The following is a 15,491-nucleotide window of genomic DNA, read 5'->3' as shown; positions in this document are numbered from 1 at the left end:
AGGACGCCCACGCCCACCTGGGCACGCTCGTCCCGTGCTGCTCTGCCGATTCGGACACGTCGCCACCACCGGGTCGCTCATCGCCGCAGGCATGAGTCGCGGCGAGGTCGCCCGGTTGGCGGCTGACCCGGGCGTGTGGCATCCGCGACGCGGCACGCTCGCTTGCAGTCATCTCGATGGGGACGCTCGCCTCGCCGTTCAGCTCGGCGCCAGGCTCGACTGCGTCAGCGTGCTGCGCGAGAAGGGAATCTGGATCGGCGACGATCAACGCTTGCATCTGCGGCTACCGCCGTCCGGCCGGCTGGCTCAGCCCGAGCTGCTCCCGAAGAATGCCTGTGTCCACTGGTCGTCACGAGCATCCGGCAACGATCGGCTCCGCACCAGCGTGCCCGCTGCACTCCGTCAAGCAATGAGTTGCCTGCCCGTCGACGATGTCATCGCGGCTCTCGAGTCTGCCGTCTACCGCAAGGCGATCTCATTCCGACAATTCGAGAAGTTGATCGCCGAATCGCCTGACCGGATTCGCCCCGTGCTGGGCGAGGCGGATCCCCGAGCCCAATCCGGATACGAGACGCACGCGCGGCTCAGGATGCGCCGGGCCGGTCATCGCGTGGAGCCACAGGTATTCGTTCCCGGTGCCGGCCGTGTGGACAACGTCATCGACGATCTCGTCGATCTTGAGACCGACGGCCGCAAGTTCCACGCAGAAACATTCGCCGAAGATCGACGGCGCGACATGGCATGCGAGTGGTTCGGACTCCGCGTGTTGCGCGTGCCCGCGACACTGGTGCTCACGGACTGGGATTACATCGGCGAGACCGTCGAGCGGATGCTCGAACAAGGGCCCCGATTCCACCATTGGTGACCAGCCTTCTGCCGCCCCGGGTGCTGGATTTCGGAGTTTCGCCGCGACACGCCGTGGCGCCGAGTCTCTCACTCGCGTGTCACCCCGAATCTCCGAAATCCGGCACATGGGACATGGGAAATCCGGCACATGGGACATGGGGACGGGAAGGGAGAGTCGGGAAGCGACGAGCGGGTGGGGCGGGCGCGCCCTCACACGACGGAGAGGGTCTGCCTTGCGATCTCGAGTTCCTCGTCGGTGGGCACGACGAGCACGGTGACGCGCGAGGCATCCGTCGAAATGACGCGGATGCCTCCCCCACGCTGGTCGTTGCGGTCCGGATCGATCTCGATGCCGAAGTGCTCGAGCCCCGCCATCGAACGGGCGCGGATGATCGCGCTGTTCTCGCCGACGCCCGCCGTGAACACGATGTCGTCGACGCCGCCCAGCTCGAAGGCGTACGCACCGACGTAGTGCTTGAGGCGGTGCAGGTACACATCGAGGGCGAGGCGCGCGTGCTGGTCATCCTCGTCCGACGCCTTCGTCACGTCGCGCATGTCCTTGCGTCCACTCAAGCCGAGAAGGCCGCTGCGCTGGTTGAGAAGGTCGTCGAGCTCATCGACGTTCATGCGAGTCTTGCGCTGCAGGTAGAGCAGAACGGCGGGGTCGATGTCGCCGGACCTTGTGCCCATCACGAGACCCTCCAGCGGGGTGAGCCCCATGCTCGTGTCGACGGAGCGTCCGCCGTCGATCGCCGTCATCGACGCCCCGTTGCCGAGGTGCAGAACAATCTGCTTGAGCTCGGAAAGAGGTCGCTGCAGGAATCGCGCCGCCGCCTCCGACACGTACTTGTGGCTCGTGCCGTGGAACCCGTAGCGCCGGATGCGCAGCCTCTCGGCCAGGTCGGCGTCGATCGCGTAGGTGAAGGCATCCGGCGCCATCGTCTGGTGGAAGGCCGTGTCGAACACCGCGACGTGGGGCAGCTCGGGGAACGCCTGCTGCGCCGCCTTGATGCCTTGCACGTTCGCGGGGTTGTGCAAGGGCGCCAGGTCGGAGAGGTCTTCGATGTTGATCAGCACCAACGGCGTCACGAGGGTGGGTTCGAAGAACCTCGCACCGCCGTGCACGACACGATGCCCGACGGCGACAGGCGGATTCGTCTCCAGGCTCGGCCCGTGCTCACCGAAAGCGTCGAGCATGGTGGCAAACCCGGCGGTGTGATCGGGGATTTCCAGCGAGCGCTCCCAGTGCCCATCCGGCGTGTCATGGGTGGCGTGACCGGTGGTCTCGCCGATGCGCTCCACCAAGCCGGATGCCAGCCGCTCCTCGCTGACGGCGTCGATCAGCTGGTACTTGAACGACGACGATCCGCTGTTCACGACCAAGACGGATGCCATTGCGGTGCTCCTTGCTTCGGGTGGGAGGTGCTCGGGGTCTCGCGGCGCGGCCACTACTGGGCCTGGATCGCGGTGATCGCGATCGTGTTCACGATGTCCTCGACGAGGGCGCCACGGGAGAGGTCGTTGATCGGCTTGCGCAGACCCTGCAGCACCGGACCGATCGCGACCGCGCCTGCGGAACGCTGCACCGCCTTGTACGTGTTGTTGCCCGTGTTGAGGTCGGGGAAGATGAACACCGTCGCACGGCCGGCCACCCTGGAACCGGGCATCTTCGCGCGCGCGACGGCAGCATCCGCCGCGGCGTCGTACTGGATCGGTCCCTCCACCAGCAGTTCGGGCGCCCGCGAACGAACGAGCGCCGTCGCCTCGCGCACCTTCTCCACATCGGCGCCCGACCCGGACTCCCCCGTCGAGTACGACAGCATCGCCACTCGCGGGTCGATGCCGAACTGGGCAGCCGTCGCGGACGACGAGATGGCGATGTCGGCGAGCTGATCGGCGGTCGGATCCGGAATGACCGCGCAGTCGCCGTACACCAGCACCCGGTCGGCGAGCGCCATCAGGAACACGCTGGAGACGACGGAGACCCCTGGCTTCGTCTTGATGATCTCGAATGCCGGCCGGATTGTGTGCGCTGTGGTGTGCGCGGCACCGGAGACCATGCCGTCGGCAAGCCCGAGCTGCACCATGAGGGTGCCGAAATAGGAGACGTCCGTGACGGTGTCTGCCGCTTGCACACGGGTGATGCCCTTGTGCGCGCGCAGCGCCGCGTACTCATCGGTGAATCGCTCGTGCAGGGTCGGGTCGAAAGGCGACAGGATGTTCGCACTCGCCAGCTCGAGGCCGAGCTCCGCAGCGCGGGCACGCACGTCCGCCTCTTCGCCGAGGATCGTCAGGTCGGCGATTCCCCGGGAGAGCACGATGTCGGCGGCGCGGAGGATGCGGTCATCCCCGCCCTCCGGCAGCACGATGCGCTTGCGGTCGCTGCGAGCCCGCTCGATGAGCTCGTACGCGAACATCAGCGGCGTGACGATCGGCGATCGGGTGACGTCGAGGGCGGCGAGCAGCCGCTCGGTGTCGACGTTCTCGGCGAACAGCTGCAAGGCGGTCTGACGCTTGCGGTCGGAGTCGGCGGCCAGGCGTCCTCTGGTGTGCGTGACGCGCACCGTGGTCTCGTAGCTGCCGTACGGCGACGCGATGATGGGCAGCGGCGAGCGCAGCCCGGAGAGCAGCCGGGTGATGGGCTCGCTCAGGTCGAACCCGCCGTTCAGCAGGATGCCCGCGATGGACGGAAACGTGCCTGCCGCGTTCGCCATCAGCACTGCGAGCAGCACCTCGGTGCGGTCGCCGGGCACGACCACGACGGATCCCTCGATCAGGCGAGGGAGCACGTTCTCCATGGACATCGCCGCGACGACGACACCGACCGCCTCGCGGTCGAGAAGTGCGTCATCCCCGCGCAGCAGGGTGCCGTCGACCGCCGCCATGATCGCGCGAACCGACGGCGCCACCAGCACCGGATCTTCGGGGATGGCCCACACCGGCGGCCTGCTCGCATCTGCCGACCGGTGGGAGGTAGGGGTTTCGAGACGCGCGCCTTCGGCGGGCTCCTCAACCTGCGGGGAACGCTCGACACCGACTGCGACGGCATCCTCGATCGCGGTGGTCGCCTCCGGGTCTGCGCGATTGACGACGACGCCGAGCAGGTCGGCGTGCTCCGCCCGCAGCGAGGTGGATGCCACTTCGGCGAGCTGCCGGAGCTCGTCGGCCGTGCGTGCATCCGCCTGTCCGAGTCGTTCGTCGACGCCGTGTCCGCTGCGTCCGCCGAGCACGAGCAGCACAGGAGCGCCCAGGTTCGCGGCGATGCGCGCGTTGTAGCCGAGCTCGGTGGGAGTGCCGACGTCGGTGTAGTCGCTGCCGACGATCACGACGACGTCGCTGGATGACTCAACCGCCTTGTACCGGTCGATGATGCGGGCGAGAGCGGCGTCGGCATCCGCGTGCACGTCGTCGTAGGTGACGCCGATGGAGTCGTCGTAGTCGCCGTGCACACCGTCGATGCCCAGCAGCAGGTCGAGCACGTAGTCGCGCTCGGAGGTCGACCGCGCGATCGGCCGGAACACTCCGACCTTGCGCCCCTGCCTCAGCAGCAGGTCGACGACGCCCAACGCTACCGTCGACTTTCCGCTGCGTCCCTCAGCCGAGGTGATGTACACCGACCTCACGCGTTGTCTCCTCCTGTGTCCGTCGAAAGGTTCACGGTCTCTTCCGCACTGTCTTGATCATGGCCCAGGCGACCTGAGCCCCACGTCCAGTTGGCGACCTCGGGGATGTCCTCGCCGTACTCACGCGTGTACTGGCGAGCCGCAAGGCGGGCATCCTGCATGCGTTGCCGCAGCTCGGCATACCGCTGCGACAGTCCAGGCACGCGGTCGATCACGTCGATGACGAGGTGGTAGCGATCGAGATCGTTCAGCATCACCATGTCGAACGGGGTGGTCGTCGTTCCGTTCTCCTTGTACCCGCGCACGTGCAGGTTGTCATGCCCATGCCTGCGGTAGGTGAGGCGATGGATGAGCCACGGATAGCCGTGGTACGCGAATACACACGGTCGGTCGGCCGGGAAGATCGCGTCGAACTCCCGATCGGAGAGCCCGTGCGGATGCTCCGACTCGGACTGCAGCCGCATGAGGTCCACGACGTTGACGACGCGCACCCTCAGGTTGGGGATCTCCTCGCGCAGCAGCTGAGCGGCGGCGAGCACCTCGAGGGTCGGGATGTCTCCGGCGGCCGCGAGCACGACGTCCGGCGACTCGCCGTCTGCCTCCGTGCCCGCCCACTCGAAGATGCCGAGCCCGCGCGTGCAGTGCGCGATCGCCTGCTCCATGGTGAGCCAGTTGGCGGTGGGCTGCTTGCCTGCGACGACGACGTTCACGTAGTCGACGGACCGCAGGCAGTGGTCGTAGGTGGAGAGCAGGGTGTTGGCGTCGAACGGCAGATACACGCGTACGACGTCTGCGCTCTTGTTGACGACGTGGTCGATGAACCCGGGGTCCTGGTGGCTGAAGCCGTTGTGGTCTTGCCGCCAGACGTGGCTGGAGAGCAGGTAGTTCAGCGACGAGATCGGCCTACGCCACGGGATCTCCCGCGTCACCTTGAGCCACTTCGCGTGCTGGTTGAACATCGAGTCGACGATGTGGATGAAGGCCTCGTAGCAGTTGAACAGGCCGTGCCGACCGGTGAGGAGGTACCCCTCCAGCCATCCCTCGCACTGATGCTCGCTGAGCATCTCCATGACGCGACCCGCCCTGGCGAGGTGGTCGTCTGTTGACCACAGCTCCGCGTTCCACTGCTTGCCGGTGTTCTCGTACACGGCGGGAGCGAGGCGATTGGATGCCGTCTCATCGGGCCCGAAGATGCGGAACGTCTTCGGGTTGTCCTCGATCACCGTCGACAGCCATTGACCGAGCACCCTCGTCGCCTCGTCGGCCGTCGCGCCGGGAGACGGCACATCGACGGCGAACTCGCGGAAGTCGCGCAGCAACAGCTCGGTGCGCAGCAGTCCTCCGTTCGCGACGGGGTTGGCGCTCATGCGGCGGTCACCGATGGGGGCGATCTGGGTCGCGAGGGCGACAGGTGCGCCATCCTCGTCGAACAGCTCGTCTGGCCGGTACTTCTTCAGCCAGTCCTCGAGGATCTTGGTGTGCTCCTCGGTGTCGCGCGCGTTCGCGAGCGGCACCTGGTGGGCCCGATAGGTGCCCTCGATCTGCACGCCGTCGACGAACTGCGGTCCGGTCCAGCCCTTCGGGGTGCGCAGGATGATCATCGGCCATGGTGGAGTGGGGCCGCCCTGCTCGTCGCCCGGCGATGCGTCGTAGAGGCCGGCTCGGGCATCCGCTTTGATCGTTGCGATGTCGTTGAGCACCTCGTCGAGCACGGTGGCGAAGCGCTTGTGCACCTCGATGGGGTCTTCGTTGTCGAAGCCGCCGGAGACCAGGTAGGGCTTGTGGCCGTATCCGCGGAACAGGGCGAGCAGTTCGTCCTCCGGGATGCGGGCGAGCACTGTCGGGTTGGCGATCTTGTATCCGTTGAGGTGCAGGATCGGCAGCACGACGCCGTCTTGGCGTGGGTCGATGAACTTGTTGGAGTGCCAGCTGGTGGCGAGCGGCCCGGTCTCTGCCTCGCCGTCGCCGACGACGCAGGCCACGAGCAGGTCCGGATTGTCGAACGCTGCGCCGTACGCGTGGCTGAGCGCGTAGCCGAGCTCGCCGCCTTCGTGGATGGAGCCCGGCGTTTCGGGGGCGACGTGACTCGGGATGCCGCCGGGGAACGAGAACTGACGAAAGAGCCTGCGCATGCCGTCTTCGTTCTGCGGAATGCCGGAGTAGATCTCGGAGTAGGTGCCGTCGAGGTAGGCGTTGGCGACCATGCCGGGGCCGCCGTGTCCTGGCCCGGTGATGTAGATGGCGTCGAGATCGCGCTCGCGGATGACCCTGTTGAGGTGCGCGTAGACGAGGTTGAGCCCTGGGACGGTGCCGAAGTGCCCGAGCAGGCGTGGCTTGATGTCGTCCCTGGTCAATGGACGTCTGACGAGGGGATTGTCGAGCAGATAGATCTGTCCGACGCTGAGGTAGTTGGCGGCGCGCCACCAGGCGTCCAGGGCTTGCAGCGTGGCCGGTTCGAGCTCTCGAACCGGGCGGTGCACGAATGCCGGGTCATCCCCCGTCGACCGGCGTGGGTCCTTCGTCGGGACGAGAGCCGTGGCGGATGCCACGACTTGCGCGGTCTCTTTGTTCTTCGCGGTCTTGCGGGTCTTCGTCGAAGCCGAAATGAATGGCACGAGTTGTCCTCCAGCCCGGTCGCGGATGCGCGACCGCTTCCCCTCCATCCTTGTAGCCCCGCCGCGCGACGCGCCAGGCCCCGCCCAGCCACCCACAAACGTTCACCCCGGCACCCCCTGTGGACGACGAGAGAAGACGCCCTGGGCGCATCGCGGATCGCGGAAGTGGCAGCCGCAGCAGCGGTGGCGGCAGCGCCAGCCAGCCAGCCGGCCAGCCCGCCAGCCCGCCGCAAAGACGATAACTAGCCACAAAGAGATGTCCAGGCACCAACGTGAACCAAGCCACGTCGACAACGTGACCCGCTCACCGATTCGGCGACCGCGTCGGCGAATCGCTACAGCCACCCACCCAGCCAACAGCGGCGCGCCGGGCGGGGACCGGCGCGCAAAAACAAAAGGGACCCCTCGCGCACCCGCCAGAGCCCGGTTACCCTTGCTACGTTTCCGTCCTGGGGGAGTTGGCCTGGATGGCGCCACGCGAGGAGCCTCCAACAGTGTACCGGCTCGCGGATGCCCCGCCTGCGCGTCTGCTGTTGGCCCGGTCTTCACCGGATGGAGCAGCCGCCGTCCGTTCCCCCGTCGGTGCCTCTACCGTCGGTCGGGAGGCGCCTCCGCGTCGGGTAAGATTCTCTGAGGCCGTTTGCGAACGGCCGACCGGAGGATTCGCCTAGTGGCCTATGGCGCACGCTTGGAAAGCGTGTTGGGTGAAAGCCCTCGGGGGTTCGAATCCCCCATCCTCCGCCACTTGCTCTGATGTCCCGACCCTTGACGTGGGATGGTGCCGGTTCGAGGATGACCCCATGGCGGTCTCCGCCTCGGGGCCTGTCATCCACCCATCTCATGAAACGGGAAAGGAGACGAGCCATGTCTGCTGAAGCCACGATTGTGCTCGTTCATGGCGCTTTCGCCGATGCGTCTGGTTTCGCCGGAGTCATAGGCGACCTCGAGGGATCCGGATACTCGGTGGTCGCGCCGCCGAACCCGCTCCGCAGTCTCACGACCGATTCCGCGACTATCGCCGCTGTCGTCGGAGCGATCGACGGGCCGGTGGTGCTGGTCGGCCACTCTTACGGAGGAGCGGTGATCAGCCAGGCGTCCGCGGGTATGGGCAACGTCAAGGCGCTCGTGTACCTTGCCGCGTTCGGACTCGATGTGGGCGAGAGCTGCGTCAGCGCCCAGGCGGCGTTCCCTCCGCCCCTGCTGGCCACGGAGAACACGCCAACGCCCTACGACGCTGTGGGGTCGCCGGGCGGGCCGGAGATCTACGTCAACAAGGGCCGCTTTCAGGAAGTCTTCTGCGCCGACTCGTCGACTGAGGTTGCTGCTGTGATGTACGCGACCCAGCGGCCATTGGCGGTCGCATCATTGACTGAGAACGCGACCGCCGCCGGATGGCACGACATTCCGAGCTGGTTCCTGGTCTCCGACCGGGACAATTCCATCTCGCCCGAAGCAGAGGCGTTCTGGGCCAACCGGATGGGCGCCACGACCGAGCACATCGACGGATCGCACACGGCATTCATTCCGCAGCACGAAAGGGTCGCCGCCTTCATCCGCGCCGCCGCCGAATCCTGATCGGCCGAATTTATGACGGATGGTGATACCAGATCTGCACGCCGCCGTGATGCGAACATGTGCCGGAGGCATGTTGCGAAAACGACAGCGAGCCGTCGTTGCATAACGCCGTCGCGGCATTGCCGGGATCGGCGGGCGCGGGAGCAGCAGGCGCAGGAGCAGCAGGTGCAGGAGCAGCAGGTGCAGGAGCAGCAGGTGCAGGAGCGGCCGGTGCCGGGGCTGCAGGCGCGGGAGCAGCAGGTGCCGGGGCGGGATCAACTGGCTTTGGAGCAGGCGGAGCTGATGTTGGACTCGGCGTCGCGGTGGGAGGCACCGGAGCAGTCACGACAGAGCCAGTTGCGAATGATGACACCGGCATTGTCTGGCCCGGGCATGTAGACAAGACCGACTTCATTTTGTCGTGCTCCGCCTGCGTCACCCAAAGGTCGTAGGCGGCCTTTACCGCGACCTGACGGGTGACATATGCGCAGCTGAACGAGCTATTCTGCGGCAACCACGCAGATGCGTCTTCGCCGCTCTTGGACTTGCTCGCCGGGCCGCCGACAAGCAGCAGGTTGAGGGGGTCGTTCGCCAGCGTCTCGCGTTGATCGAGGGTAAGCGCGGAGGCACCAGTCTCCCAGGCATCTTCCAGCCCGACGACATCGTCGATCTCCACCGCCTGCGCGGTGTCTGCGCCGCGCTTGTATTCGATCGTGGTGCCCGTGTATGGATCCGCCAAGGTACCGGACGTCACGACGCATGAGCCGTCCCTCACCACGGAGTGCAAGTCACGGGCAAGGATGTCGTCGCGAGTGTCACACCCGTTGGCGTCCATGTCCAACCATGGGGTGCCGAAGTCGATGACGCGGTCATAGCCGACCGTCGCTGACCGAGGTTTGACCGGCAACGCCGCCAAGACGTTCAGGGTGATCTGGCCACTTGCGGGGTTGGCGGCAGTAGTCGCGGGCCCCACCGGTGTCGACGTCGGTGTCGGACTTGTTGTCCCTGCCTCTGCTGGCGCGCTCTGCGACGGCTGCGGAGCCACCCGCCGATGATTCTGGGCAGCAGAGCTGGCTGCCACTTGCGCCGGCGTGGACACTGCACCCACGAATACGACCGCAGACGCAACGATCAGAGCGACCAGAGTGCCGCTTGGGCCCACATTCAGCCAGGTTCGACGACGGCGGCGTAGGCCGATGATCGCGGTGATGAGAACCGGCAACGAACCACAGATCACGAATCCGGCGAAGCCAGCCGAAACCCCACCGATCACGGCCAGGACCAGACTGCCGAGGATGCCTAGCACTAACCAGGCAATCGCGCTGTCGGATGTTCTCGCCGCTGCAGGTTGGCTCGCCGGCGGATATGGGGCATAGTGCGCTGTCCACTGAGTGCCATCCCACCAACGTTGACGCCCATGTCCGTCGTCGTACCAGCCGGGTGGAGCCTGATCTGGATGTGGGTCGCCGATCGTCACCGGCAGAGTCTATGAATTCGCTCAGCTGCGTCGCTGTCCCCAGAACGGGTATAGGCGACGACCTCTGCCACCAGACCCGTCGAGACCCCCGCACCCTTGCTCAAGCAATGATGCGGGGGTCTCGCGTCACGGGGGTGTGATCGCCGATAGGCCCTACCCGACGTCGAACGTGGTGACGACCGCCTTGTGGTCGCTGGCCCACGAGTTGCCCGCCGGGCTCGTCGACGACGGCCAGCCGAGGTAGAGCGTGTCGGAGTCCACCGCGTCGAGCGCCTTCGATGCTGCGTAGTCCACGAAGTCGACCCGGTCGCTCGGGCTCACGAACAGCAGCGTGTCACCAGGGTTCGCGGTGGCGTTGCGGTTCCCGGCACGGTACGAGTCCGTGAGGCCCACCTTGGCAAATGCACCCTCGACGGATGACGCCCCGAAGTCGCCCAGCAGGATCTCCGGCTCCGCGTTCTTCCCCGACTCAGGCCTCGCGGCTCGCGCGACGGCCGCAGCCTGGGCTTCCCTCGTGGCCGGCGCGTCGGCGAGGAGGGCATCCCACACCCGCACCGACTGGTCGCCGACCTTCACCGTCGCAGCCGTCGCCGGAACGGCCGCGGTCGGCTGCGTCTGCTGTGCGGAGGTGAACGGATATGCGGACAGGATGCCCAGATCACCGGCAACACGCGCATTCCACCCCAGCGCCGACGCGAGCTGTGTCGCCATCGCACCGCCGCCGCTCTGGAATCCGATCACGCCGATGCCGCGCGACGCGACGACCGCGAGGTTCTTGCCGACCGCATCCGTCACGTTCGCCCCGTCGTTCCACGCGTTCCACGTCGCGGCCTTCATCTGAACGCCCTTCCCGTTTGGCGCGCTGACCTCGACCAGGATCGTCGACGTCGTCGTGCCGTTGTCGGCGGTGACGGTGATGGTGTCATCCGACCCGGTCTTGCGTGGCACGCTGCCGGTGACCACGCCGGTCGAGCTGACTTTCAGCCACGATGCGCCGGCCGTCTTCGCGTAACTCGTCGGCGCTGCACCATTCCACAGGCCGGCGAGCTGCTGATGGATGTCGCCCGTCGGGCTCTCCGGCAGCTTGAACGTGTCCGTCACGAAACCCGGCTTCAAGCTCGGCCACGAGCCGGCGGATGCTACCTGCTGCGTCCACTTCGCGTACAGGGTCACCACGCCGTTGTTCGTCGCCGTGAGGTTCTTCACGGAGGCGCCGGGCGCGAACGCGACGTCGCCATTCGCGGTCGTCGCCCATCCTGCGAGCATGTAGCCGTCGCGGATGAAGCCGACCGCGGGCAACGTCGCGGCGGCGTCATAGGTGGCCGCGAGGTCATCCATCGAACCCACCGTCGCCTTGTTGCCGTCGAACTTCACCGTGTAGGTGTTGGCTGCGAAGTCCGCCTCGACAGTGACGCCCTGGTCTGGCATGACGAACGATCCGTTGGACGCGACGCTGACGCTGCCGTCAGCCGGCGCCGTCACCTTCCACGCGGCGAAGTGGTAGCCGGTGTCGGGCTTCGCGGTGAGCGCGACACGGTCGCCGGGCACCGCACCACGCACCGCAGCGCCGGCCGTTCCGTGGCCGCCGGAGTTCACCACGATGAGGTGCGAGCCCACCGGGATCCACACCGCGTACAGCGTGATCGTGTCGCCGTCCTTCGCCGACAGGTTCGAGACCTGCGCGCCATCCGAGTAGGCCGGGTTGCCCGTCGGGGTCGTCGTCCAGCCGGCGAACTCGTCGCCGGACTTGGTGAAGCCGTCCGCCGTGAGCGCTGCCTGCTGGTCGTAGGAGAAGGACTCGTCCGCCGTCGCGCCGCCGTCCGCGCCGTTCCCGTCGAAGTGCACGGTGTAGGCGTTCGGCGCGAACGGAACGGCGATCGTGACGGGTACCGACGGCATGGTGAACGTGCCGTCGCTGCCGATCGTGACACTGCCGTCCGCAGGACTCGTCACCTGCCATCCACCGAAGTGATAGCCGGTCGCCGGCGTCTCGGTCAGCGTCACCGTCTGGCCGGCTCCCGCGTTGGCGGGCGTCGCCGCCGCCATGCCCTTTCCGGTCTGCTGCAGAGTGACGCTGTTGGCCGACATGGCGTAGAGCGCGCCGACCTGCGTCGCGGTGAGCGACGTGTTCCAGATGCGGGATGCCGCAAGGCTCACAGGAGCCTCAGCCTCGATGCCTCCGCTGCCGTTCACATCCGCGCCCAGCGTCCACTTCTGCGACACGGATGCCGGCAGCGTCAGAGTGCCGGCGGCCGCAGTCGAGGCGGCGAGCGCGCCGTTGAGGTACAGGCTCAGGGTCGAGCCGTTCCACGTCGCGACCGCGTCGTACCAGGTGCCGGGGGTGACGGCATCCGCCGCTGCGTAGGCGTACTTGTATCCGCCGACGTCGATGCTCGCGTTGAGCTTGTTGTTGTACACCTCGATGTTCATGCCGCCGCTCTGCTCGCCGGAGCAGATGGACGGGAACGCGCCGGCTGAGAGCGTCGAGAGTGCGGCGCCGTTCCAGCGGAACGTGCATTCGACAGTGAGCGCGCTGGCCAGCTTGCTGTACTGGCTCGAGAAGTCGAACTGGTATGCGTCGGTGGTGCCGTTGAAGGTCGCGGCCTGCTGCCCGCCGAGGGCGGGATCGGCTGCGACCTTGGGAGCGCCGTAGGTGGTCGCGGCCAGGCCCTGGGCGTGGTCGACGGGAGCTCCCGACGCGAAGTCCGCGTTCAGGATGCCCGGCGCGGGCAGCACCGTCACCGTGATGGCGGTGCCCACCTTGGTGTAGCCGTCGTTGTAGCAGAGGTAGACGGCGTAGTTGCCTGCGGCCCACCCGTGCGTGTCGAACGTGAGGGTTCCCGTTGCCGGCGCGGGTGTGCCTGCGGCGGGCTCGCTCGTGCCGCCGGTCGACGTGTACTGCCAGTACGTCGACGGCGACGGGCACGAGGCACCCGGTGTCTGGTTGTAGTAGAAACCGACCCAGTTCGTGACGCTGACCTGGCTCGACGGCGCCCCGAAGTCCACCTCGAGCGGTGTTCCGGCCTGGATGACCGGGGTCGACGTCACGACCCCGGTCACGGCTGTCGCATCGGCGGCCGCAGCACCGGAAGCCGGCACGGCGATGAAGAGCGTGAGGATCAGCGCCGCAGCAGCAAGCACGGCAGCGGTCAGTCTTGCGCGGACATCCTTGATCATCGGTCAGTTCCTCTGCGCGTTGCCGGTGGCCGTGGCGACGCGACCTGCGAAGCGCTGGGTCCAGCCGTTGCCGGTGTCGGCCGTGATGATGACGTCGTAGTAGCCGTCCTGCGTGTCCCACTGCAGCGTCTTGTGCTTCGAGCCGTCGAGCTCGACGACTGTGGTCTCACCGGCGTAGTCGTTCGCGGTCAGCGTGAGACGCACCGGCTGCGCACCGTCGTTGTGCAGCGTGAACTTGATGCGGGCGTTCGGGCCCTTCTCGAGCTTCGCCTCGACGCGCGGGATGCCCACCTGCGACTCATCGGCAGGCACGAGCTGTCCGGCGAAGGAGCGCACGAAGCCGTCGTTGCTGTAGATCGAGAACGCGTACTTGCCGTCGGTCGTCGTCGCATCCCAGACGTAGGGTGCGGTTGCTCCGGCTGCCACCGTGACCGGCGTGTTCGAGAACGGCAGGTAGGCATCCGGGAAGACCTGGAAGCTCAGCGCCTTGCCCTTGGGGCCTTCAGCGGACAGCGTCGCGGTGACCTTCCCCGTCGTGCGGTCCTCGGTCAGGGTCGCGTGCCCGTGGAACGGCAGCGCGCGGTGCTTCATGTGGTCGTCAGCAACGGTCACAGCGACCTCAGCGACCGGGTCCGGGAACGTCGCCGGACCGAACTGCGGGTGCGCGAAGTCGAGCGCGCTTGTCAGGTCGCCGACGATGGATCGACGCCAGTCGCTGATGTTCGGCGAGGTGAACGGCTTGCCGAGGTGCGATGCCCAGGTCTCGAGGAACTTGATGATCGACGTGTGGTCGAAGACCTCGGAGGCCACCCATCCACCGCGGGTCCACGGGGAGACCATCACCAGAGGAACGCGCGGCCCGAGGCCGATCGGCGATCCGCCCGTCGTGACGATGTTCGATACGTTGATCTTCTCCGCCTTGTTCGTGTACTCGCCGGGGGTTCCGGGCTCCGCGTACGGAGGCAGCACGTGGTCGAACTTGCCGTCGTTCTCGTCGTAGTTGATGAGGAACAGGGTGCTGTTCCAGATCTCCGGGTTGCTCTGCAGTGCCTGCAGGATGCGCGCGACATAGCGCTCACCGTGCTGGGAATCGGCAGCGGGGTGCTCGCACCAGCCGTAGGGGGCTGTGATCCACGAGACCGCGGGGAGCGGATGCTCGGCATCGGGTGCGCACGCCGCGATGAAGTCCTTCAGCACGTAGTCGAGGTTCGCCGCCGAGTCGGTGTTCGCGACGACGCTCGATGCCGGGCTGGGCAGGTAGTACTGCGCGTTGGCGCGCCAGATCAGGCCGGTCCCTTCGGCGAGCTTGGGGTCGGAGGCGGCGAGTCCGTTCGGCTCGAAACCCTTGAAGTACTTGAGCTCGTTGTCGCCGTAGTCGCCGAGCCAGTCGCTGCGGTAGGCCTGGCGGCCGCCGTTTCCCGAACCGCTGTTGTCGGAGAACATGCGCCAGTCGATGCCGACCTGCTGAAGCTGCTCGGCCACCGTGATCCAGTTGCGGTCGTAGTTCGCCTCGTCGGAGTTGCCGATCTCGCCGTTCGACATGCCGCTCCAGTGGTACTTGCGGTTGCAGTCGGTCGGTCCGAGGATCGAGCAGAAGTACTGGTCTCCGACGGCGAACTGCGAGGCGAGCGACCAGTAGAAGGACATGTAGGCGGGCGAGTGGTAGTTCATCGCCTCCGCCCCTTTCTCCTTCACCCAGGTGTTCCACTGGCGCCCGCCCAGGGTGGTGAAGCTGTGGTCGGTGCCCCAGGCACTGTCATCCACCTGAGGGGTGTGGATGGCCCCGGCGGCGTCCCGCTGCTGGAACACCGACGTGCCGTCCTGGAACTTCAGCGCCTGCTTGTCGTTGTGACCGCGCGCGCCCGGGAGCTCGCCGAAGTAGTGGTCGAACGAGCGGTTCTCCTGCATCAGGATGACCACGTGCTTGAGGTCGGACATGGTGCGCGTGATGCCCTTCGGGGCTGCGTGCGCGGCCTCCGCCGCATCTGCGGCAGAGCTGTCCAGCGGCGATGTGAGGGCGACGCCTGCAACACCGGCACTGACGGCGGCTGCTCCGGTCACCTTCAGGAAGCCGCGACGGTCAACGCCCTTCGCCTCGGTGCTCTCCGCACCGAGGTCCTGCGATTCGGGCTGGTCGGACTCGATGGTCATGGGGGATCTCCTGTCTCGTCGAGGAGGCCAGGCGGTGCTCGCGGATTC

Annotated in this window: 8 protein-coding genes, 1 tRNA gene and 1 other RNA gene; 3 read left to right on the top strand and 7 right to left on the bottom strand. The window is 66.9% G+C overall.

Features of this window, described 5'->3' with window-relative positions:
* Window positions 1–34 precede the first annotated feature (34 nt).
* Window positions 35–865 (top strand): hypothetical protein, encoded by an 831-nt coding sequence (locus tag ACYVDN_RS18095; RefSeq protein ID WP_460573977.1) that lies wholly within the window; start codon window positions 35–37, stop codon window positions 863–865.
* Between the two features lie 191 nt (window positions 866–1,056).
* Here ACYVDN_RS18095 and ACYVDN_RS18090 read toward each other — a convergent pair whose 3' ends face one another.
* The 4 genes from ACYVDN_RS18090 to ffs form a co-directional block, all read right to left on the bottom strand.
* Window positions 1,057–2,241: an acetate/propionate family kinase gene (locus ACYVDN_RS18090; RefSeq protein WP_460573975.1), complete on the bottom strand. Its 1,185-nt coding sequence runs from the start codon at window positions 2,239–2,241 to the stop codon at window positions 1,057–1,059.
* Window positions 2,242–2,294: 53 nt separating this feature from the next.
* Complete coding sequence (pta, locus tag ACYVDN_RS18085; RefSeq protein ID WP_460573974.1) at window positions 2,295–4,469, bottom strand: phosphate acetyltransferase; 2,175 nt, start codon at window positions 4,467–4,469, stop codon at window positions 2,295–2,297.
* A complete protein-coding gene (locus ACYVDN_RS18080) occupies window positions 4,466–6,949 on the bottom strand; it encodes a phosphoketolase family protein (RefSeq protein ID WP_460574021.1) in 2,484 nt (827 codons plus the stop codon). The genes pta and ACYVDN_RS18080 overlap by 4 nt, the downstream gene beginning before the upstream one ends.
* Window positions 6,950–7,477: 528 nt before the next feature.
* Window positions 7,478–7,574, bottom strand: an RNA gene (gene ffs / locus ACYVDN_RS18075) — signal recognition particle sRNA small type.
* Between the two features lie 166 nt (window positions 7,575–7,740).
* Between ffs and ACYVDN_RS18070 the strand changes: the two genes are divergently transcribed.
* Window positions 7,741–7,828 (top strand) — tRNA-Ser (locus tag ACYVDN_RS18070).
* A gap of 120 nt (window positions 7,829–7,948) precedes the next feature.
* Window positions 7,949–8,659, top strand: a complete 711-nt coding sequence (locus ACYVDN_RS18065; RefSeq protein ID WP_460573972.1) for an alpha/beta hydrolase — start codon at window positions 7,949–7,951, stop codon at window positions 8,657–8,659.
* Window positions 8,660–8,669: 10 nt separating this feature from the next.
* Here ACYVDN_RS18065 and ACYVDN_RS18060 read toward each other — a convergent pair whose 3' ends face one another.
* The 3 genes from ACYVDN_RS18060 to ACYVDN_RS18050 form a co-directional block, all read right to left on the bottom strand.
* Window positions 8,670–10,115, bottom strand: a complete 1,446-nt coding sequence (locus tag ACYVDN_RS18060) for a DUF3761 domain-containing protein (RefSeq protein ID WP_460573970.1) — start codon at window positions 10,113–10,115, stop codon at window positions 8,670–8,672.
* Window positions 10,116–10,268: 153 nt separating this feature from the next.
* Window positions 10,269–13,292 carry an InlB B-repeat-containing protein gene (locus tag ACYVDN_RS18055; protein WP_460573968.1) on the bottom strand — a complete coding sequence of 1,008 codons (3,024 nt, stop codon included), beginning with the start codon at window positions 13,290–13,292 and terminating at the stop codon, window positions 10,269–10,271.
* A 3-nt stretch (window positions 13,293–13,295) separates the two neighbouring features.
* Entirely contained in the window at window positions 13,296–15,443 is a 2,148-nt protein-coding gene (locus tag ACYVDN_RS18050) for a phosphocholine-specific phospholipase C (protein WP_460573966.1), read from the bottom strand.
* Between the last annotated feature and the right edge of the window lie 48 nt (window positions 15,444–15,491).

It is taken from the genome of Humibacter soli (assembly GCF_054779035.1).
This window is presented reverse-complemented; position numbering and strand designations above follow the sequence as displayed.

Bases quoted from the DNA above. Each gene is read 5' to 3' on its own strand.
- ACYVDN_RS18090 (WP_460573975.1), bottom strand. From the start codon at position 2,241: ATGGCATCCGTCTTGGTCGTGAACAGCGGATCGTCGTCGTTCAAGTAC.
- ACYVDN_RS18065 (WP_460573972.1), top strand. From the start codon at position 7,949: ATGTCTGCTGAAGCCACGATTGTGCTCGTTCATGGCGCTTTCGCCGAT.
- ACYVDN_RS18055 (WP_460573968.1), bottom strand. From the start codon at position 13,292: ATGATCAAGGATGTCCGCGCAAGACTGACCGCTGCCGTGCTTGCTGCT.
- ACYVDN_RS18050 (WP_460573966.1), bottom strand. From the start codon at position 15,443: ATGACCATCGAGTCCGACCAGCCCGAATCGCAGGACCTCGGTGCGGAG.